This is a genomic window from Psychrobacter halodurans (assembly GCF_017498075.1).
GTDB classification, from domain to species: Bacteria; Pseudomonadota; Gammaproteobacteria; order Pseudomonadales; family Moraxellaceae; genus Psychrobacter; species Psychrobacter celer.
The window spans coordinates 26,941-48,694 of the sequence record NZ_JAGBKN010000016.1 but is presented as its reverse complement, the minus strand read 5'-3'; the positions used below and the strand labels follow the sequence as shown (position 1 = coordinate 48,694).

At 47.7% G+C, this 21,754-nt stretch carries 18 protein-coding genes; 10 read left to right on the top strand and 8 right to left on the bottom strand.

All coding sequences use genetic code 11. From position 1 onward, the window contains the following. Positions 1 to 65 precede the first annotated feature (65 nt). The 3 genes from phoR to dtd all read right to left on the bottom strand — a co-directional run bounded on the left by phoR (position 66) and on the right by dtd (position 2,675). A complete protein-coding gene (gene phoR, locus J3491_RS08435; RefSeq protein ID WP_243456248.1) occupies positions 66 to 1,157 on the bottom strand; it encodes a phosphate regulon sensor histidine kinase PhoR in 1,092 nt (363 codons plus the stop codon). 170 nt (positions 1,158 to 1,327) lie between these two features. Continuing rightward, complete coding sequence (gene phoB / locus J3491_RS08430; protein ID WP_207969823.1) at positions 1,328 to 2,032, bottom strand: phosphate regulon transcriptional regulator PhoB; 705 nt, start codon at positions 2,030 to 2,032, stop codon at positions 1,328 to 1,330. 187 nt (positions 2,033 to 2,219) lie between these two features. Next, on the bottom strand, positions 2,220 to 2,675 hold the full coding sequence (gene dtd, locus J3491_RS08425) for a D-aminoacyl-tRNA deacylase (RefSeq protein WP_207969822.1): 456 nt from the start codon (positions 2,673 to 2,675) through the stop codon (positions 2,220 to 2,222). 111 nt (positions 2,676 to 2,786) lie between these two features. Here dtd and asd point away from each other — a divergent pair, with 111 nt between their 5' ends. Further along, a complete protein-coding gene (asd, locus tag J3491_RS08420; protein WP_207969821.1) occupies positions 2,787 to 3,623 on the top strand; it encodes an archaetidylserine decarboxylase in 837 nt (278 codons plus the stop codon). A gap of 259 nt (positions 3,624 to 3,882) precedes the next feature. On the opposite strand, the gene J3491_RS08415 is transcribed toward asd, so the two are convergent. From J3491_RS08415 to fadB, 4 genes are all read right to left on the bottom strand, one after another. Continuing rightward, positions 3,883 to 4,536, bottom strand: coding sequence for an HD domain-containing protein (locus J3491_RS08415; RefSeq protein WP_207969820.1), 654 nt, complete (start codon positions 4,534 to 4,536; stop codon positions 3,883 to 3,885). Between the two features lie 151 nt (positions 4,537 to 4,687). Next, complete coding sequence (locus J3491_RS08410) at positions 4,688 to 5,263, bottom strand: isochorismatase family protein (RefSeq protein ID WP_207969819.1); 576 nt, start codon at positions 5,261 to 5,263, stop codon at positions 4,688 to 4,690. Between the two features lie 269 nt (positions 5,264 to 5,532). Further along, on the bottom strand, positions 5,533 to 6,705 hold the full coding sequence (gene fadA / locus J3491_RS08405) for an acetyl-CoA C-acyltransferase FadA (RefSeq protein ID WP_075102534.1): 1,173 nt from the start codon (positions 6,703 to 6,705) through the stop codon (positions 5,533 to 5,535). A 217-nt stretch (positions 6,706 to 6,922) separates the two neighbouring features. Next, positions 6,923 to 9,082 carry a fatty acid oxidation complex subunit alpha FadB gene (gene fadB, locus J3491_RS08400; RefSeq protein ID WP_075102533.1) on the bottom strand — a complete coding sequence of 720 codons (2,160 nt, stop codon included), beginning with the start codon at positions 9,080 to 9,082 and terminating at the stop codon, positions 6,923 to 6,925. 752 nt (positions 9,083 to 9,834) lie between these two features. Between fadB and J3491_RS08395 the strand changes: the two genes are divergently transcribed. The 3 genes from J3491_RS08395 to J3491_RS08385 all read left to right on the top strand — a co-directional run bounded on the left by J3491_RS08395 (position 9,835) and on the right by J3491_RS08385 (position 12,644). Then, a complete protein-coding gene (locus J3491_RS08395) occupies positions 9,835 to 10,896 on the top strand; it encodes a polyprenyl synthetase family protein (RefSeq protein ID WP_372046642.1) in 1,062 nt (353 codons plus the stop codon). Between the two features lie 40 nt (positions 10,897 to 10,936). Next, entirely contained in the window at positions 10,937 to 11,755 is an 819-nt protein-coding gene (locus J3491_RS08390; RefSeq protein WP_207969818.1) for a DUF72 domain-containing protein, read from the top strand. 82 nt (positions 11,756 to 11,837) lie between these two features. Continuing rightward, on the top strand, positions 11,838 to 12,644 hold the full coding sequence (locus J3491_RS08385; protein WP_075102531.1) for an HNH endonuclease: 807 nt from the start codon (positions 11,838 to 11,840) through the stop codon (positions 12,642 to 12,644). A 134-nt stretch (positions 12,645 to 12,778) separates the two neighbouring features. On the opposite strand, the gene J3491_RS08380 is transcribed toward J3491_RS08385, so the two are convergent. Then, on the bottom strand, positions 12,779 to 13,408 hold the full coding sequence (locus tag J3491_RS08380; protein ID WP_075102530.1) for a superoxide dismutase: 630 nt from the start codon (positions 13,406 to 13,408) through the stop codon (positions 12,779 to 12,781). Positions 13,409 to 13,913: 505 nt separating this feature from the next. Here J3491_RS08380 and rdgB point away from each other — a divergent pair. The 6 genes from rdgB (at position 13,914) to J3491_RS08350 (ending at position 21,729) form a co-directional block, all read left to right on the top strand. Further along, on the top strand, positions 13,914 to 14,585 hold the full coding sequence (rdgB, locus tag J3491_RS08375; RefSeq protein ID WP_075102529.1) for an RdgB/HAM1 family non-canonical purine NTP pyrophosphatase: 672 nt from the start codon (positions 13,914 to 13,916) through the stop codon (positions 14,583 to 14,585). A 436-nt stretch (positions 14,586 to 15,021) separates the two neighbouring features. Next, a complete protein-coding gene (gene tig / locus J3491_RS08370) occupies positions 15,022 to 16,359 on the top strand; it encodes a trigger factor (protein ID WP_075102528.1) in 1,338 nt (445 codons plus the stop codon). Between the two features lie 525 nt (positions 16,360 to 16,884). Next, positions 16,885 to 17,523 (top strand): ATP-dependent Clp endopeptidase proteolytic subunit ClpP, encoded by a 639-nt coding sequence (gene clpP / locus J3491_RS08365; RefSeq protein ID WP_172953052.1) that lies wholly within the window; start codon positions 16,885 to 16,887, stop codon positions 17,521 to 17,523. Between the two features lie 132 nt (positions 17,524 to 17,655). Continuing rightward, on the top strand, positions 17,656 to 18,927 hold the full coding sequence (clpX, locus tag J3491_RS08360) for an ATP-dependent protease ATP-binding subunit ClpX (RefSeq protein ID WP_100749003.1): 1,272 nt from the start codon (positions 17,656 to 17,658) through the stop codon (positions 18,925 to 18,927). A 329-nt stretch (positions 18,928 to 19,256) separates the two neighbouring features. Next, entirely contained in the window at positions 19,257 to 20,270 is a 1,014-nt protein-coding gene (locus tag J3491_RS08355) for an SDR family NAD(P)-dependent oxidoreductase (protein WP_075102526.1), read from the top strand. Positions 20,271 to 20,784: 514 nt separating this feature from the next. Next, positions 20,785 to 21,729 carry a c-type cytochrome gene (locus tag J3491_RS08350; RefSeq protein WP_075102525.1) on the top strand — a complete coding sequence of 315 codons (945 nt, stop codon included), beginning with the start codon at positions 20,785 to 20,787 and terminating at the stop codon, positions 21,727 to 21,729. Positions 21,730 to 21,754 lie beyond the last annotated feature (25 nt).

The window sequence follows — 21,754 nt, the reverse complement described above, 5'->3', positions numbered from 1 at the left end:
GACGACTGCTTGCTTATCCATCTGACATTGGCTAATAGCCCTAAAATATTAACAGCCATCAAACCTCAGCTAATGGCAGCAGAGCGCACGTAATTTGGCGGAAATACCGCACTAAATGTCGAGCCGCCGCCTTCTACCGACTCGATTTGTAGGTTGGCTTCATGCTGGTATAAGACGTGTTTGACGATAGCCAGCCCTAAGCCTGTGCCGCCTGTGGCACGGCTACGACCCTTATCGATACGATAAAAACGCTCTGTCAGGCGGGCGATGTGCTGCGGCGCAATACCGATGCCATTATCCTCGACAGCGAAACGGCAACCCTCTGCTGTTTTGGTCCAGCTAACGGTGATATCGCCACCTTTTGGTGTGTATTTAATCGCATTGATCACCAGATTGGATAAGGCGCTGGTCAGATACATCTCTGAGCCGTACAGCCCATCATAGGTATCTATCTGTAGATGGATGCTATGACCATACTCTTGATTGTAGGCCTGTGCATCATCATAGATATGGGTTAGCAGCTTGGTCATATCGATATAATGTAGCTCATGAGTCTCTTCGATTTCGATACGCGATAGCAGTAATAAATCATTGACGATTCTATTCATGCGCGCTGTCTGCTGGGTCATCAGCTCAAAGCCGCGCTTCCAGTGCGGCGGCATGTCTGGCTGATCCGAAAAGTTTTCTAAATACCCCATCATCACGGTCAGCGGCGTACGCAGCTCATGTGAGACGTTGGCCACAAAATCGCGGCGCATCTCTTCTAGATGATGCAGACGCGTCACATCGTAGATGATCAATAGCTTTTCGTCGGCAAACGGGGTCAGTTCACACTTTAAATAACGCTCAGGCGCGCGCCATGACTTTATATGTACACCTTCGTCAGCCAGCGTCGGCGCTTGATAGTACTGGCGAAACTCAGATGCGCCAATAAAGTCAAAAATACATCGGCCTTTATCTGCTGCCTGCAATAATAGTAAATCTTCAGCGGCCTGATTCCACCACTCCAGACCATCACTGTCATTGAGTAAAATCACCGCATCGCGCAGTGCCCGCAGCGCACTTCTTATTTTTTTTAATTGATTGGTGGTGTTTTGTAGCGCTATCGGCTCTGAGATATCTTGTTCGGTACATTGCTTTGACATTATGTTACTCATCCATTTTTCGTGACCTATTTTTTTGCCCTACTTGTTATCTCGTTATCATTATGATGATTATCCCTATCAGCTAAGTGACCCTTACTGATAATCACTTACTGATAACTATGGTGATGATAGCTGGACTGGCAACAGAATTGCGGCGGCTATTTTGGCAGTATGAGCGCCTACTATTTGGCCTCAACAAAGCTTGAGAAGCGATAACCAGTACCGCGCACCGTTTGTATCAGCTTATCGCAGTCATGAGGGCGCAGCAGTTTGCGTAGGCGTTTGATATGCACATCGATGGTTCTGTCTTCGATATAGACATTGCCGCCCCACACTTGATCAAGCAGCTGGGTGCGCGTATAGGCACGCTCAGGATGGCTCATAAAAAACGCCAACAACCGATATTCGGTCGGTCCGACATCGATGATTTGCCCAGACGCCATGACCCGCTGGCTTTTGGGGTCGAGGCTTAACTTACCTATTTCAATGGTCTTGTCGGCGCTCAAAGCATTGCTACGGCGCAACACCGCTTTGATCCTTGAGATCAGCTCGCGCGTCGAAAAAGGCTTGGTCATATAATCATCTGCGCCCGCATCCAGACCGTGCACCTTGCTGTCCTCTTCGCTTTTGGCTGTCAGCATGATGACGGGTATCTCAGCGAGTAGCTCATCACTTTTGAGCATACGACAAAAATCAATGCCGCTTTTGTCCCCAGGCAGCATCCAATCTAGCAAAATCAGCGCTGGCCGATGGTCGACCACTTGTTGGTGCGCCTCTGATACGTCCGTTGCCTGCAAGCTATCAAAACCAGCCATCTCTAGCGTCATGACGACCATCTCGCGGATTGCAGGTTCATCTTCAACAATCAAAATTTGCTCATTATACATAAGGTATTCTCAGTGATAAGGGACAAAACAGACGTATAAAAAAGGGCGATAACCACTCGCCACTGCTTGCCTATTAAACGCGGTAATTGTGACAGTTTGATGACATTTGTCATTTAAGCGGCTGCTATAGACCAAGCCACTTCCCTCAAACAGATGGCACTCACCATCATGATTCACATTTGATGCTTTAGCGCACGTCTAATATAAAATTCAGTGGCCCATCATTGATACTCATAACCTGCATGTCTGCGCCAAACTGACCCGTCGCTACCTGAGGGTGCTGACTGTTGGCATAGTCGACTAGCTGAGCAAACAGTACGCGCGCTGCCTCTGGTGGCATGGCACCGCCAAAATCAGGACGCCGGCCTTTGTCAGTCTTCGCCATCAGGGTGAACTGTGATATCAGCAGCAGCCCGCCAGCGACTTGCTGGACATTTTTGTCCAGTTTGCCATATTTGGCAGGGTCATCGTCGTTTTCAAAAATACGATAGCCAAGGATTTTATCAATCATCCGTTTGGCCGTTTGTAGGTCGTCTTCAGGCCCCAAGCCGATATACGCCAGCACGCCATGCTCGATACGCCCGACACAACCCCCATCGACGCTGACGCTCGCACCATGTACCCGCTGTATCAATGCTTTCATTTATGCTCCCCTTACCAATTATGCTCATACAAACTTAGGCCGTCCATGATAAAATATCATCATTTATTTGCCTATTTATTACTCTCTCACCTTTATTTTGGTCGCCATATTATGAATGTATTCACCACCTTGCAGCAGCTTGTCCCGCAACAAAAGCTCAGTAAAGTCGCTGGCCGTTTGGCTGCCAGTCGCCACCCCTATGTCAAGCGCACCTTTATTCGTAGCTTTGCAAAAGCCTATCATATCAGCTTGGATGAGTATGAGCGCCAAAACTTAGGTGCTTATGAGAGCTTTAATGACTTTTTTACTCGCGAGTTAAAAGCAGATGCGCGCCCTATCGACGCCACGCCGCAGGGGGTTGTCAGCCCAGCTGACGGCATCATCTCGCAGCTCGGTCAGATTGACGATCATAAGCTTTTGCAAGCCAAAGGGCGCTACTATGATATCGGCCAACTGCTGGCCGATAGCGAAGATGGACATTATTTTGCCGATGGCAGTTTTGCCACAGTCTATCTGGCACCCAGCAATTATCACCGCGTGCATATGCCGTTTGCTGGCACCTTGACCAAAACCCGCTATGTGCCGGGCACGCTGTTTTCTGTCAACAACACCACGGCTGCCAACATACCTGATTTGTTTGCGCGCAATGAGCGCTTGGTGTGTCTGTTTGATACCGCCTACGGCAAAGCTGCGGTCGTGATGGTCGGCGCGATGATCGTCGCTGGTATCGAGACAGTCGCCACTGGCAAAATCAGCCGTACCGACGACATTCAAGAAGCCGAGCACGACATAAAGCTTGAAAAAGGCGATGAGCTTGGACGTTTTTATTTAGGTTCAACAGCAATAGTAGTGTTGCCAAAAGGCGCAGAAACAACATGGCAAGACAGCCTGCAAGCCAATAGTATGGTAAAAATGGGACAGTTATTGGGTATGGCTAACGCTAGATAATCTGTCTGTTTTTTTAAGACAAAACCCAGTCAAGCGCGAATAATCACGCTTGGCCGGGTTTTTTAATGGCTATCTATGTGACCATAGTTGATCAATCTAAAATAAGCACAGTGCTACTGGGATGATTTTGGGCAGCATCGAAGGGTCGCAGCACGCCTATTTGTTTTTTGGCATCGTGTGCCAGTTTTGCGCCGCTGCCGATAGGTGCCGCGGCCAGCGTTAGCCGTACCAAGCTGACCCAAGCGAACGATTTTATTGGTCATGCATCGATTAGCCAGCCTTGCTTGGTCGCATAGTCGATACGCTGTGACAGCCAGTCATGAATAGGCGAAAAGCTGTCTTTGATAAAGGCATGCGCGCCAGCCACCTGCGAGCGCGTCACCCCCAGCTCAATCCACGTCTGCCCGTTGGTATTGAGGTTGAGCAAAAACGGCAATAAGCGATCCACCACCCGTAGCAGCTGCGCTTCTTTGCTATCGCCTGTCTCCTGTGCTTCCCAGACCGCTGCTAAGTTAGCAATGCCATTGCCACGCTCCGCTTGCAAACGCGCCATGCCTTGACGCTCCTCGATATGCGCCGTATGACGCGTATTGTCGTATAAAAAAGTATCACCAGCATCAATCTCACCCAAATCATGAACCAGCGCCATCTTGAGCAGCTGCTCGTGATTGACGTCTAGCGCAAACAATTCAGCAATCGACCAACACGCCATCGCCAAATGCCAAGAGTGCTCAGCTGAGTTTTCGCGGCGGGTGGTCTGGGTGACATAGCTGCGCCGATTGACGCGCTTTAGCGCATCTAACTCTAATAAAAAATGCGTCACATCATCCATATTGATATGATCAGCAGGTGCAGTATCCGTTAAGGCATTGTCATTTGAAGGTGTCTGGTGGATTGAATGGTTGGATGGCATGGCTCTCTCTTAAGCAATCAGCAAATGTAGCGCTCATTTTAATACAAAACCCGACCCTAGACGCAAAAATAGCGCTGATAGCCTCAAGCGCTATTTTTCTATCTGACCCACACACTTGCGTCAGCACAAACAAAGCAATTTGGACAAAAGGCTATTTGATCAAATTGCTGATGGTTTTAAACGCTGGATCTTTACTACTGCGGCACAGCTCAAACAAGATAGACTCAACCGTACTGATCACTCCACCTGCACGGCGAATACGGCGAATGGCTTGTTTTTTGTCATACGGAAATCTCGAACCGACAGCGTCCCCGATGATGACCGGCTGCATACCGTTGTCTAACAAATCAAGCGCCGTTTGCATGACGCATACATGTGCCTCTGCCCCAAACAGCAACACAATACTGCGGTTTTGCTGCGCCAAATGGTGCCATGACTCATCGTTATCACACGCACTAAAGGTCACTTTTTCAAAGCTTTTGGCATTGTTATCTGCAAGCACCTCACGAATCTCAGGCAAGGTATCGCCAAGGCCTTTTTTATACTGCTCGTTGAGCATGATAGGGATATCAAGCGCCTGCAGCCCCTTAATCAGTATCACGGTTTTTTTGACGATATTTTCGTGATCATAGATATGCGGGGTAAGGCGCTCTTGGACATCGATCAGCATCGCTTGGGTGTTTTCGCGGGCGATACGATACGTGCGGTCGGTAATCATGGTAGACATAGTACACTCCTTGTATGACTGACAATGATAGCTATATTATAGTGCTGGCTTATAGGTTTTATTCATTTCATACGCTTGTTCGCTTCACTGTTATTTAGTCATAGATTTGTAGGGGCGTCAATGCAGATAATTTTTATTAACAACTTATGCACACGTTATAAACACGTGTTTGTCATACAATTTTTAGCATGCAACCATAAAAAAAACCCCAATCATAGAGATTGGAGTTTTTGTTAAATAAACCAGACTAACATTGCTCGTTAAAAGTCTTATACACGCTCAATCACAGTGGCGATACCTTGGCCAAGGCCGATACACATGGTTGCAAGGCCAAGCTCGGTGTCAGACTGCTCCATAGCGTTTAGCAAGGTAACCGTGATACGAGCACCTGAACACCCTAGTGGATGACCCAGTGCAATCGCGCCACCATTGATGTTGACGATGTCTTGCTTGTCCGTCAGGTTCAAGGCTTTAAGTACAGATAGACCTTGGGCAGCAAAGGCTTCGTTTAGCTCGATGGTTTGCATGTCATCGACGCTCATGCCAGCGCGCTTTAAGGCTTTGTTGGTCGCAGGTACCGGACCATAACCCATGATAGCCGCATCACAGCCAGCGACAGCCATGCTACGAATACGAGCGCGAGGCTTTAGACCAAGATCTTTGGCTTTTTGCGCGCTCATGACCAACATCGCTGACGCACCGTCAGAGAGTGCAGATGACGTCGCGGCAGTCACTGTACCGCCTTTAGGGTCAAAGGCTGGACGCAGTTTTTGCATTTGCTCCATCGTCGCATCTGGGCGAATCACTTCATCGACGGTACATAGCTGCAGACGGCCATCTGCATCATGGCCTTCGATACCGATGATTTCATTATCAAAGCGGCCTTCAGTGGTCGCAGCCCACGCACGGCGATGTGACTCAAGACCAAAAGCGTCTTGCTCTTCGCGGGTGATGTTGTTCATACGGCCCAGCATTTCAGCGGTTAAGCCCATCATGTTTGAGGCTTTAGCATAGTGTTTAGAGGCTGCTGGGTTGAGATCCACGCCATGCATCATACCAACATGACCCATGTGCTCAACACCGCCGATGATAAAGACATCACCTTGACCGGTCATGATTTGAGCGGCAGCGGTATGTAGCGCCTGCATAGAAGAGCCGCATAAACGGTTGACCGTTTGGCCGCCAGCAGTCTTTGGAATACCAGCCAGCAGGCCGATATTGCGGCCGATGTTTAGACCTTGCTCTAGGGTTTGGTTGACACAGCCCCAGATGATGTCTTCGACATCGTTGGTGTCAAAATCGTTGCGCTCTACCAAAGCACGCACCAATTCTGCTGAGAGATTATCAGCACGAACATGGCGGAACATACCGTTTTTAGATCTTCCCATCGCCGAGCGTACGCCATCTACGATGACCACATCTTTTGGACTTAAAGTTGTCATACTATCTTCCTTTTCAATTTTTATTGTCAGTGTTGTCGATTTAATCAGGCTCTATAGCCATCTATCACGCGATCCGTACATCAGTACGATAACTATCTGAATGCTGTCGCGGCAGGCCAGACCTGATGAAACCGACCAAAACGGTGCGTCTGCTATTTTTTATCACCGATAGCGACGTCAGCAAACGCACCCCACTTATCCTAATACGGTATGCTCGTTACGCTGTGGCGTAAAAAGTCTCGCCAGCGGCTGCCATGTCGCGAATCTTTTGCGGCGCTTCATAGGCTTTGCCAAGGTGCGCGTATTTTTCGCATAGTGCCAAGTAGTTATCGAGACCCATTTGGTCGATATAACGGCAAGGGCCACCGCGGAACGGCGGGAAACCAACGCCCATAATCATCGCCATATCGGCCTCACTTGGCGTGCTGACGATGTTGTCCTCTAGGCAGCGTACGGTCTCATTACAGAAAGCCAGCATGGTGCGGTCAATGATGGTTTGATCATCAAACTCTTTTTTGTCGCTATCTGTCGTGGTTTTAAGTAGCTCGTAAGTGGCGTCATCAGCGACTTTCTTTGGCTTACCGCGCTTGTCGGTTTCGTACTTATAGAAACCGACGCCGTTTTTCTGACCTAAGCGCTCGTTTTCATATAGATGCTCGATCGCCCCTTTATAATCAGGCTTCATGCGGTCAGGGAATCCTTCTGCCATCACTTCTGCGCCATGTACACCCGTGTCTAGACCGACAACGTCGATTAGGTAAGCAGGACCCATCGGCCAGCCAAATTTTTCCATGACTTTATCGACATGGACGAAATCAGCGCCTTCTTTGAGCAGCAAATCAAACGCGCCAAAGTATGGGAAGAGGACACGGTTTACCAAGAAGCCTGGGCAGTCGTTGACCACCACTGGCACCTTGCCCATCTTGGAGGCCAATGCCACAGTGGTCGCGATGGCTTCTTCTGATGACTTCTCACCGCGGATCACTTCTACCAGTGGCATACGGTGTACTGGGTTAAAGAAGTGCATACCGACGAAGTTTTCTGGGCGCTCAAGTGCTTCAGCTAGATAAGTAATAGAGATGGTCGAGGTATTAGATGCCAAAATCGCATCGTCTTTTACTAGACCTTCGACTTCTTTGAGTACCGCACGTTTGACGTTTGGATTTTCGACCACCGCTTCGATAACGATATCAGTCTCAGCAAAGTCACCATAGTTCAGAGTCGGACGGATACGGCTTAGCGTTTCGCCCATTTTGGCTGGGGTCATCTTGCCGCGCTCGACCATTTTGCCAAGTAGCTTGCTGGCCTCGCCCATACCCAAATCCAATTGCTCAGACTTGATGTCTTTCATAATGATTGGCAAGCCTTTACTGGCTGCCTGATACGCGATACCGCCGCCCATGATACCTGCGCCAAGCACGGCCGCTTCATTGATTTCATGTGCTTTTTTGCTGTGTTTTTTGGCCAGTTTTTTGACCAACTGATCGTTTAAGAACAAACCGACCAAGCTCTCAGCCTGCGGGGTTTTTGCCGCTTTGGCAAAACCTGCTGCTTCGACTTCGATTGCTTTATCACGTGGCAGATTGACATGCTTTTCGATCGCTTCGATCGCGATCGCAGGCGCTGGGTACTGCTTCGGATTGGCTTTAGAGAAGATCATGCCTTTGGCACTGTTAAACGCCATCGCTTGCTCAAGCTGGTTTAGCTTTACAGGATTCAGCTTCTCTTCACGCTTGGCTTGCCAGTCAAGCTCACCTGAGATACATTTTTTGACCAGGTCAATCGCGGCGTCTTGCAAATCATCAGCAGAGACGGTCGCATCTACCAAGCCTAGTTTTAAAGCTTCTAGTGGTTTTTTTGGCTTACCTGTAGCGATTAGCTCAAGCGCATTGTCGATACCGATGACACGCGTACTACGCACCGTACCGCCGAAGCCCGGGAAGATACCTAATTGAGTCTCTGGCAGCCCGATGATGGCTTTGTCGCTCATGACGCGATATTCACACACCAAGGTCATCTCACAACCACCGCCAAGCGCTGCGCCATTGATGGCAGCTACTTTTGGAAATGGCAAATCTTCAAAGCGGTTAAAGGTATCATTGATACTCACCACCCAGTCTTTGATCTCGTTTTCTGGGTTTTTAAATGAGCCAACAAACTCTGTGATATCAGCGCCCGCGATAAACACGCCTTTGCTTGAAGTGACAATAAGGCCTTTTACGTCATCGGCTTTTTCTAAAGCACTGACCGCTTCGCCAAACTGCTTGTTGGTCTCGGCATCAAACTTGTTCACGCTCTCATTTTCGGCGTTGTATTGCATGTTGGCGATGCCATCTTCTAGCATTGTCACCGTGATGCGATTTCCTTGGTATACCATTTGAAACTCCTTGCTATATAACGAAAGCTACGTTTTGGATTACAATCAATAGCCAGTTACTGTTAGTAAAATGGGTAATAGCACTGTGCGCCGATGCTGCCACCAAGACAAACATCGTCATGACGACAAACCACTAGCGGGCGCACAGTGAAGATATCTTTGTTATCCAGCGCTCATAGTAATGTACTTATTTTTACGTCGCTTGTACAACATCGTTTGGCGCTTTGTTTATATATTACAGGTATCTACTACGGCTGTCGGTGCTGATTGGGGAGCGCCATCGCATGTAGATGCAGCGATGACGGTTTGGGCAGTCCGGCTCACTCACGCCGGCGACTGCCTTTATCAGCCCATTTCCACGGCAATTAGTGTAGGGGATTATGCCCCTCACTGTCACAAGCTAATACCATACTCACAAGTCACTCTTAAGTCGAGACTCGCCTTTACCTAGTGACTAATGTGCTTTAAGTGACCAGTTGTATACTCAGTGGACAGCCGCCTCATCACAACACATTCAATCACTAAATAAAACGGGCAATACGTAACGAGGGTTGGCTGCAGGGCGTACCGCAGTGCAGATGACATTGCCTCTTGTGTTTTTTAGCATGCTCTTTGACAAAAAACTGCCAAAAATTTGGCGCGGATATTACGCGCTTCATAAGCAGGGCCAGCTATCATGCTACACTATCGCTATTTTTCTTGTCTCTTTTATAAATGGTTGGATTATGACTGTCTCTCCTACTTCTGGCTTTATGTCTTTTTTGCGTATAAATGACGGCGCGCATGATAATACTGATCACCATATCAATAATAAAACCAAGCAATTTCATCAGATTGTGCGCACGCAGATTGCCAAAGATATCGAGGTGTTATTTGCGTATGCCAAGCTGCCAAGCCCGCTGCTGGATGCCTGCCAATATGTGATGACGGGGCAAGGTAAGCTGGTGCGTCCGCTACTGGTCGCCAGCGCCTTCGCCAGCGTGAATGATAATCGCTGGCATGGCGAGGCACAGCCTATCAGCCCAGATACCTCTGAGACCATGACGCAAGGCCGCACGGCAAACCCTCTATTAGAAAGCCTGTTAGAAAACGACTCCGATTATGATATGGCGCGCCGAGCAGCATTGGCCGTCGAGCTATTACATACCTATTCATTGGTGCATGATGACTTGCCCTGTATGGACGATGATGCGCTGCGTCGTGGTCAGCCAACCGCACATATTGTCTTTACCGAGGCAACTGCCCTACTGGCAGGGGACGTGCTCCAAACCCTCGCCTTTGAGGTACTGACCGCAGAGCTGCCGACTTTTGCGCCATTTGATGCCGCGATTGCCAGTCAGCTGCTCGCGGTATTTGCGCCGCGCGCTCGCCGTATGGTCTCAGGGCAAACGCTGGATCTCAATGCCGAAGCCAACCCCGACATTACCCAAAGCCAATTAGAAGCCGTCCACCGTGATAAAACCGGCGCGCTCATCGAAGCGGCGATGCTGATGGGCGGGATTTGTGCTGGCGCGACCGCGCAAGCGCGCATGGCGCTACAAGAATGCGCCCAGCATATTGGTCTGGCTTTTCAAGTCCAAGACGATATCTTGGATGTCACCACCAGCACCGACACCCTTGGTAAACCTGCTGGCAGCGATGAAAAACTGGATAAATCCACTTATGTCAAACTGATGGGGGTTGAGCAGGCGACCAGCTATGCGCAGTCGCTGTTTAATGACGGACGCGCCGCTATCTTGCGTGAGTTGAGCGGTAATAAGGACACCAACGCCTTATTGGCACTCATCGAATGGCTATGGTCACGTAAAAAATAAGCGTAGCAATAAACATTAAAAACGATAAAGGGTGGTCAACATGGACGGTACCCCGACACCGCGTATCTATCTTGGTACCGGCGGCTATAGCGATACCGACTTGCTTGGTACGCTGTACCCAGCCGGCACCAAAAAGACAGACTTTTTGCGCGAATATGCTCGTCAATACGGCGCGGTCGAGATCAATAGCACCTTTTACGCGCCCATCGGCCAAAAAGCCTTTGCTGGTATGATCGATAAAGCCTACGTACAAACCGATAGCGAGTTGAAGTTTGCGGTAAAACTGCATCAAGACTTTACCCATGCGCGCAAAGGCACAAGCGAGCACGCACAAGCGTTTTTAAACGCCCTATCCCCACTCATCGAAGCCGATGCGCTCGCGCCTCTACTATTGCAATTCCCCCACGGCTTTGATCGTACTCGCGAGCATCGGCTGTATTTGGCCAATCTGGTCAGTTGGTTTAAAGACTATCCGTTAGCGGTTGAGTTTCGTCATAATGGCTGGCACACCCCGCAAGTGGTCGATAGCTTTATCAAACAAGGTCTGATCTGGGGTAGCGTCGATTATCCTAAAGTCAGCGGCCTACCGCCCTCGCGCTTGATATTTACCGAGCGTACTGGTTATCTGCGTATGCATGGTAATAATTTAAACTGGTGGGATGCGATGAGCGCCGCTGATCGTCATGATTATCGCTACTCTGAGGCTGAGATGCAGGACTGGGCGCAAGCCATTGCCAATCAACGCCAGCACTTTGATACCCTTTATATCTTCTTTCAAAACACCGTCAAGGCGCATGCTTATTATAATATTGCGATATTGAGAGAGGCGTTGGGTAGGTTTGGGTTTGAGGTGATCTAACAGAGTTTATGGACCTAATTAAAAACCAACCTCTTTTTATAGCACTCATACTATTGCTAATTTTGAAACATAAGGACATAGCGTGTATACAATAATAACTGAAAATGACGAATCGGCTTGGGCCGATGAAACTGGTGTTCTTTATCATTTCCCGAAAAGATACCAAAAGTACCTCAAACCAGGTACGAAAGTCATTTATTACAAAGGAACATTGAAGAACAAAAAATTTTCTAATAAAAGGTTGTCTGACGCGCCACACTATTTCGCTATTGCTAAAATCGGTAAAACCTACCCCGACAAAGAAAGTAGTAAAAATGATTTTTTTGCCACTATTACTGATTTCATACCCTTTAAAGAAGCTGTTTTAGCAAAATATGAGTCCAAATACTTAGAAACAATCCCTGATTCGAGAAAATCCAATTATTGGCGCGATGGAGTAAGAGCTATCGATGAGGATACTTATCAGCTGATTATCTCTAAAAGCAGGATCAATAAGGTTTCAGAGCAAAAAACAGCTTATATCTCAGATAAAAATGCAGAACATTATCAAGATTCGCTTGAATCTTTCAGTGAAGGTAAAGCATCAAAACGCTATGTAACTACATACGAAAGAAATCCTAAATATAGAAAACAAGCAATTGCTATTCACGGTGACTCTTGTACTGCTTGCGGATTTAACTTTGGAGAGTTTTATGGAGAATATGCAGAAGGCTTTATTCATATTCATCATATAGTTCCTGTTTCAGAATTTGAAACACCTAAAGAGATAGACCCAGAAACCGACTTAATTCCTTTATGCGCAAACTGTCATTGTGTCGTTCATAGAAAGAAAGACAAGACATTATCAATCCATGAAATAAGAACGTTAATAGCTGACAACTCTAAGTAAAAGATATAAATAGTCATTGTAAAGTGAAGCTGTATTAACAGCAGCAGAACATAAAAGAGCAGCCAAAAAAAAGGACGCCTCTCAGCGTCCTCTTTTTTAATTATAAAGTAATTCAAATACTTAGTGACTACAGATTATTTCTCAACACCCGCATCTTGACCTTTATATTTCGCATTTGCGTAGTCCCAGTTCACAAGTTTGTCTAGGAACGTATCTACATAGTCAGGACGACGGTTACGATAATCGATGTAGTAAGCGTGCTCCCATACGTCACAAGTCAATACCGCGACTTGACCGTGTGCCAATGGGTTATCAGCGTTACCAGTCTTCGCGATTGATAGTTTACCGCCGACTTTATCAGCGACAAGCCAAGCCCAACCAGAACCAAACTGTGAGGTTGCTGCGTTTTTGAACTCTTCGCGGAACTTGTCATAACTACCAAAATCTTCTTCGATTTTCGCTTTGAGATCACCAGTCGGTTCGCCGCCGCCGTTTTCTGGGGTCATGCAGTTCCAGTAAAACGTGTGGTTCCATACTTGCGCGGCTTGGTTAAACATGGTTTGCTTGCTGTCATCTTTTGCCGTGGCTTCGATGATCTCTGGCAATGTTTTGTCTTCTAGACCAGAGCCTGGTAGCAAATCGTTTAGTTTATTGACATACGCGGCATGGTGCTTGTCATGATGGTATTCTAGTGTTTCGGCACTGATATGTGGCTCTAGCGCGTCTTTTGCATAAGGTAGATCTGGTAGAGTAATGTTTGACATAATTATTTTATCCTTGCTTATTTGCCGCTCCTATCTCACCTGCCTCAAAGAGGCAAGCAACATACCGAGCTAAATTGGCTGAGTTTATTGTTTGAGATGAATTTTATCGCTTAATACTTTTGTCGTTTAATACATGATATTTTTACTCACGATATCACGTATTGTCACGAATCCAAAAGTAACATTAGTGTTATTTTTTGCCCGAAAGCCAAGTCTTTGACTTTGCGGGCGTTTATTAACTTAATATTTACAAGCTATAAGATATCATTCACTGAATCTTGGCACCTATTATAGCAACAGTACGCAGCAATATCAGTTACTAAATGTTATGGACGATACAACCTGTATAGCAATTGGTTATTTATCGAGCCACGCTATCGGGTTGTTTGGGCTTAACCGGTATAATAAATGGGCGGATGCGAGCCACTATGCATACCTACTCTATTTAGCCTAACTCATTTACTGGTAACGTCTTTTTTGTCCCTCGACTTGATGGAATGATTTTATGAGCACTACCACAGTCCGGCTATCTGGTCACCCCGTACCATCGCAAAATGAGGCAACCGCTGCCAGCCAGTGGGTACTCGCCAGTAATAACAAAGGCAAGCTTGCTGAGTTTAAACGTCTATTTGCGGCGGCAGATTTGGATGTGACGATCGTCCCACAAGGCCAGCTCGGTATCGATGATGCCATCGAGGATGGGTTGAGCTTTGTAGAAAACGCCATCATCAAGGCGCGGCATGCCAGCCGAGCCAGCAACCTGCCTGCCATTGCAGATGACTCAGGATTATGCGTGCCCGTATTGGGCAATGCGCCTGGCATCTATTCGGCGCGCTACGCAGGCGAGCATGGCAATGATGCTAAAAACAACGCCAAGCTCATCGCTGATTTGCAGCCTATTCGCGCCGCCACGCCAGATACGCCTATCAAAGGTATGTTTGTTTGTGTGCTGGTGATGGTACGCCATGCCGATGACCCGCTGCCGATTATCGCCCAAGGTCTGTGGCATGGTGAGATCTTGCAGGCAGCGCAAGGCGACGGCGGCTTTGGTTACGACCCCCTGTTTTGGCTGCCCAAGCTACAAACGACGGCCGCCAGCCTGAGCGCCGCTGACAAAAACAACATCAGTCACCGCGGCCAAGCCATTCGGCAGTTATTGGCGCAGCTAGCGCTATGACAGTTGACGCGCTCTAAAACAGCGTTAGCGCTACTGATGCATGTCATCAAACATGAGGTAAATAGAGAACGCTTTATAGGCAAACAGATAATTTTTACTTTAATAAACAGATAGATTATACTGTTCTACTTTTAAAATTTTGTTGAAGGCCGTTATTTGCCTGTATAATTCAGCAAAAAGCGTTATTATGCGCGGCATAAACGGTTTATTATTGATATTTGATAGCGTGTACTCAAACGCTGCCTGACGGCGCTTGGCCTTATGGCATTGGCGCAGTTAGGTTATAGGGACGCCTGAGGCGATTGCTTAAAGGCCAGCTGAGCGACTGCGCGCTATCACTATCCCCTATTTATTCCAACGGCAATCAGCAGCACACGCCCGTATTTTGAGGTGCGATTGTCTATCATTATTATTTAACCCTAAAGGTGTAATTAACATGGCTACAGATTTGCAAGTCACAACCAACAAGCTATCTAATAAAGAGACTCAGCTGACGGTTAAAGTCCCCGTAGAAAAAATCCAAAACAAAGTAGAAGGCCGCATCAGCCAAGTGGCGAAAACCGCCAAAATCGACGGTTTCCGCAAAGGCAAAGTGCCAATGTCGCACATCCGCTCACAGTACGGTGCTGGCATCCAGCAAGAAGTGATCAACGATGTGATCCGTGATACGGTCTTTGAAGCGATCAAAGCTGAAGACATCCGCGCCGTTGGCATGCCAAACATCGACGACGTCAAACTAGAAGACGACTTTTTGGTGTATCAAGCCACTGTTGAGATCTTCCCAGAAATCGACGTACAAGGTATCGATGAAATCGAAGTTGAGCGTCACACGGCGACCGTCAGTGACGAAGACGTCGACACCATGATCGAAAACTTGCAAAAGCAGCGTCAAGAGTATGTTGAAAAGAAAGGCAAAGCAGCCAAAGACAACCAAGTGACCTTTGACTTTGAAGGCTCTATCGACGGCGAAAAATTCGAAGGCGGCTCAGCGGAAGACTTCAAATTGGTCATCGGTAGCAACCAGATGATTCCTGGCTTTGAAGCGGGTATCAAAGGCATGAAAGCTGGCGAAGAAAAAGTCATCGATGTGACCTTCCCAGAAGATTACCAAGCAGAAAACCTAGCCGGTAAAGAAGCACAGTTCAAAATCAATGTAAAATTGGTGGAAAGAGCCAAGCTACCTGAAATCGACGACGAGTTCCTAGAGCTATTTGGCGTGACCGAAGGCGGCGTTGAGAAGCTAAAAGAAGACGTACGCAAAAACATGGAACGCGAAATCAAAAACGCTGCGCGTAGCCAAGTCAAGCAAGCGACTTTTGATGCATTGCTAGAAAAGAACGAGTTTGACGTACCAAACGCCATGCTAGAGCAAGAAATCGAGCGTCAGCGCAACATGATGATGCAGCGTTTTTCTCAGCAGTTCGGTGCCAGCGCTGACAGCTTTGACAAAGACATGCTGCCAAATGAGCTGTTTGAAGAGCAAGCGCTACGTGCTGCCCGTCTTGGCATCATCGTCGCTCGCGTCATCGACACCAAAGGCCTAGAAGTCGACCAAGAGCGTGTCGAAAACTTCATCAAAGAAGCGGCAGAAAACTACGAAGACCCAAGCGAAGTCATCGAGTACTATACCAATGACAAGCAGCAACGCGCCAACATCGAGTCTGTGGTACTAGAAGACCAAGTGGTCGACTATTTGATCAGCCAAGGTAAAGTAACTGACAAAGAAGTCAGCTACCAAGACCTGCTCGCTGCTCAGCAGCAGCAAGCGATGTAATGTTGCTCAGTCGTCCAGCCAGACCATTATTATCATCGCTAAGTCCGGGTGATCATTGGTGACGACGGCCAAGGTAATACAAAAATGCCCTAACCATTGTGTTAGGGCATTTTTCTTGGTGGATGGTTATTGATGAATGGATTACTGGCGCGTACGCCCACACTGACTGGCTTTTTATCGAGTGTTTTTCATCCTCGTTTATGACCAACCCCTTGATAAATGGTTGCAGACGCCTTATTAATAGACAGTCATTTATCAATTTTCACATTAAAAAGTTACTATTGCCTTAATAAAAAAGTTACCATTAGCTCAATTATTTTTTAGCGACACCTAGATGGTTTTATGGTGATAGTTTTATGGCATCTGGCTCGTACTAGGTATAAACGGCCGTATTTACAATGATAAGCCGTCAGCAAAGCTTGGCCACTCGCTACCCTCAAACCCTTTATTTTATGGACTTATACATAGGACATCTTTATGACAGATTATGATCGCATCACCGCCAACCCGCATTTTGATATGTTGATGAGTGCGCACAACGACGTACAAAACATCCAAAGCGCTCCGCAATCTGCCTTAGTACCCATGGTGGTCGAGCAGTCTTCACGCGGTGAGCGCTCGTTTGATATTTTCTCGCGCTTGCTGCGTGAGCGTGTGATCTTTTTGACCGGTCAAGTCGAAGACCACATGGCCAATCTTATCGTTGCTCAGTTGCTATTTTTGGAAGCAGAAAACCCAGACAAAGACATTCATTTATACATCAACTCACCAGGCGGCTCAGTCAGTGCCGGTTTGGCAATTTTTGATACCATGAACTTTATCCAGCCTGAGGTATCGACCATCTGTATGGGCGGCGCGTATAGCATGGGTTCATTCCTATTGGCAGCAGGCCAAAAAGGCAAGCGTTACTCACTTGCCAATGCACGCGTGATGATTCACCAGCCATCAGGCGGCGCGCAAGGTCAAGCGACCGATATCGAGATTAATGCGCGTGAAATCCTCAAAATCCGTGATCGCCTAAACCGCATTTTGGCTGAGCGCACCGGTCAGCCGCTTGAGAAGATCGAAAAAGACGTCGAACGTGACTTTTGGCTAGATGCGCAAGAAGCCAAAGAGTACGGTCTGGTCGATGAAGTACTAGAGCGTCGTCCGACTTCGTTGTAGGCTTTGGGCGCCGCGCCATCATCGCGATATCCGCAGCCATTTTGTTACATTTTATGCCTGAGCACTTGCTGTTTGGGCATTGATGGACATACTCAGAATACTTATAAGCTTTAAATTTTAGGAGCGCCTTTTATGGCAGAAGATAACACCCCACAGTGCTCATTTTGTGGCAAAGCCAAAAGTGACGTACAACAGCTCATTGCCTCTGACGACGCCAATATCTGTAATGAGTGCATCGAGCTATGTACCGACTTAATCGCAGACAGCGCCGAGCAGAGCGACGATAGCGATATTGACACCTCGTGGGTCAATAAAAAACTACCAACGCCAAAAGAGATACGCGCCAAGCTTGATGAGTATGTCATCGGGCAGGACGCGGCCAAAAAAGCCTTGGCAGTGGCGGTTTATAACCATTATAAACGCCTAAAAGTCAGCCAGACTTTGGCCAATGATAACAAAACAGCCAAGATTGGCGCTGATGATGCCATGGTTGAATTGGCAAAAAGCAATATCTTGCTGATTGGCCCGACCGGCTCTGGTAAGACACTGCTCGCGCAAACCTTAGCGCGCCTGCTCGACGTGCCTTTTGCCATGGCCGACGCCACTACCTTGACCGAAGCAGGCTACGTCGGTGAAGACGTCGAAAACATCGTGCAAAAACTACTGCAAGCGGCTGACTATGATGTGAGCAAAGCTGAGCAAGGTATCATTTATATCGATGAGATTGATAAAATCAGCAAAAAAGGCGACAACCCGTCTATCACGCGCGACGTATCGGGCGAAGGCGTACAGCAAGCCCTACTCAAGCTAATCGAAGGCACAGTTGCTGCTATCCCGCCTCATGGTGGCCGTAAGCATCCACAGCAAGAGCTGATCCAAGTCGATACCAGCAACATCCTCATCATCGTTGGTGGTGCATTCGCTGGCCTCGACCAAGTGATTCAGCAACGTACCGAAAAAGGCGGTATCGGTTTCAATGCGGATGTCAGCTCAAAAGACGACAGCCGCCGTAGCTCAGATTTGCTTCAGCAAGTCGAGCCTGAGGATTTGATTAAGTTTGGTTTGATTCCTGAGCTGATCGGTCGTCTGCCGGTACTGGCCGCGCTCGAAGAGCTGGATGAAGAAGCGCTGGTGCAAATCTTGACCGAGCCAAAAAACGCGCTGGTCAAACAGTACAAGTATTTGTTTGATATGGAAGGCGCTGAGATTGAGTTTACCAAAGAAGCCCTCGATGCCATCGCCAAAAAAGCCATGGAGCGCAAAACAGGCGCGCGTGGTCTGCGCTCTATCGTAGAAAACGCCTTGCTAGAAACCATGTATGAGCTACCATCGATGAAAAACGCCAAAACCGTGATGGTCGATGAGTCAGTCATCAATGAAGGCAAAACGCCTAAAATCGCTTAATCTGAGCATGACCAAAGATAGCAGGACAAATGGTAGGCTATCTTGACAATAACCCTAAAAAAGCGTCTGGCAGCAATGCTCAGGCGCTTTTTTGTGTCGGCTCGTCTGTATGCATAAATATATATGCCCAAGCGCACAAAAGGCGTATAAAAAACCCATAAGAAACCCATAAAAAATGACAGCGGCGTTTATCAAACCTTGTCAGGGAGACGCATAAATCATGCTAAGGTAGATTATCCTTCTAAGCCCGTATCTTTGGTAGCGATAGCGCGCCTGCGACATGAGGTTTAGATACCCACCAGAATGATGATGACAAAGGATTGTTTATTATGCTCAACCACATGGCCACTATGGCAAGCTCACTACGCTGCCACCTTCCTATCGCCTCTCAAAAAAATCACGACATCGCGCCATACTATCGCGATCATGTCGCTGCTATCACGGGCGCAGGCTCTGGTATGGGCCGTGAGCTTGCCATTCATTTGGCAAAAATGGGCTGTCACCTTGCCCTATCTGATATCAATCCTGAGCAGCTGGCGCAGACCAAAGCGCTGCTCATCGGCTACGATATCGACGCTTGCACCACAGTACTTGATGTCTCAGACCAAAAAGCCGTCGCAGCTTGGGCAGAGGCGGTGATGAATGAGCACGGCAAAGTCAATTTTATCTTTAACAATGCAGGCGTGGCGCTGTATTCTACCGTAGAAGGCAGTAGTATCAGCGAGCTTGAATGGGTGATGGATATTAATTTTTGGGGCGTGGTCTATGGCACCAAGGCGTTTCTGCCTTTGATTAAAAATAGTGTCAAAGCCACTGAAACGGACAATAGCAATCACACAGACAAAAACGCCCGACAGTTTTCTGAGCATGGTCATATCGTCAATATCTCCAGTCTCTTTGGACTGACCGCCCAGCCCTCACAATCTGCCTATAATGCCAGCAAGTTTGCAGTGCGCGGCTTTACCGAAAGCTTGCGCCAAGAGCTCGATATCCAGCGCTGCGGCGTATCAGCGACCTGTATCCATCCAGGTGGTATCAAAACCAACATCGCCAATAGTGCACGCGGTAATGACAGCATCAACGACATCGGCATGCGTACTGGCCCCAAAGCCATCAGAAGTTTTAATAAGTTTTTGAAGTTCGATGCCAGTGAGGCCGCTTGGCTCATTCTGCAGGCGGTAGCGACCAACCAGCGCCGCTGCCTGATTGGCAACGATGCCAAAATGATCGATGCCGTACAGCGCGTCTTTCCCTCAGCATATAGCCAGATACTAAACGACGCCAACAAACTCTCACGTAAGCTCAAACCGAGACGTGCCAAAAAACCCAATCATGGCAGATAACTTTTTCTTGTTCTATCTGGAGTCGCCTCACTATAAAACAGACACAGTACGACTGAGGGCAGTTTTGCATCGCTTCTGTCGGCGTAGGCGCAGCAAGCCAAATTGACACTCATCGCACATGAGACAGTTACCTACTGATTGTACTTAGAATTGACACAAAAAGGCGCTTAACCCATGTGTGGTTAAGCGCCTTTTTTCGGTTTGTCGCTATCGATAGCACTGCGTTTATGATTGGCGATTTTGACCTTATTTGCGAGTAGACGCTTGCGCATAATCTGTGACACTTTACGTATTTATATACTTTAACACGTTATATTTGCTACAATTATGTTTCTAGCAACTTACTGCTTATTATCTATTTATATTGTTATTTACCAGCTAAATATTCGGCTTGATTTTTTATTGATGCAGCACTTATTCCAGACATAGATTAGGCACAGTTCTATCATCATAACGGTTAAATTACCATATAAATATATATTCAGATATTATCTTTTATAATAAGGATATTCCAGTGAAAAAATTTCTAGCAATACCGTCGCCTTTTTTGTTGGCGACTATCGTGGCTGTCGGTGCCACTGGCATCACGGCCTGTAGCGACTCAGAGACCAAGGCCGTGGACCGTGTCGAAGAAGCAGAAGCCCTCGCCCGCGTCAAATCGCTTGAAGCACGCGCCGCTGAGATTAAAAACGACATGGCTGCAAACCCCGGTGCCAAACTAAACATCAGCATGCCAGATGAGTCGACCATCCCTGATAATGAGTATGGCGCCGCTGTCCGCCGAGGGTTGGAGCTTGCCAATCACACGTACCGAGAGCTGCCAAATAACGTCGGCAACAAGCTCAACTGTACCAGCTGTCACTTAGCCAATGGCTCAGAAGCCTATGCCGCACCGTGGAATGGCCTACCGGGTATCTTTCCGATTTACCGCTCGCGTGATGCTCGCGTCAACTCGTTACAAGAACGGGTCAATGGCTGCTTTCAGCGTTCGATGAACGGCACGCCACTGGATCTAGATTCAGAGGAGATGAATGCCTTTATCTCTTATATGACATGGCTATCACAAGATATGCCAATAGGGGTATCGCCAGAAGGCCGTGGGTTTGTCAAGGTCGACAACACGCTGACCCCAGACCCCGTCAAAGGCAAGGAGATATTTGCCAATACCTGTAGCACTTGTCATGGTGACAATGGTGAAGGTCAATACAATGACGACGGCACCTATGTATATCCTGCCGTCGCTGGTGAAAATTCATTCAACGACGGCGCAGGTATGGCGCGTACCTATAAGGCAGCAGCTTTTGTCAAAGGTAAAATGCCGTTTGGTCAAGGCAATACCCTAACCGATCAAGAAGCCATCGATGTGGCCAGCTACTTCACCCACTTGCCGCGCCCAGTCAAAGCCAACAAAGACAAAGATTGGCCAAAAGGCGGCGCGCCTGTTGATGTACGCCGTTAGTAAAGGCCAGTGGTTTAGATAATAA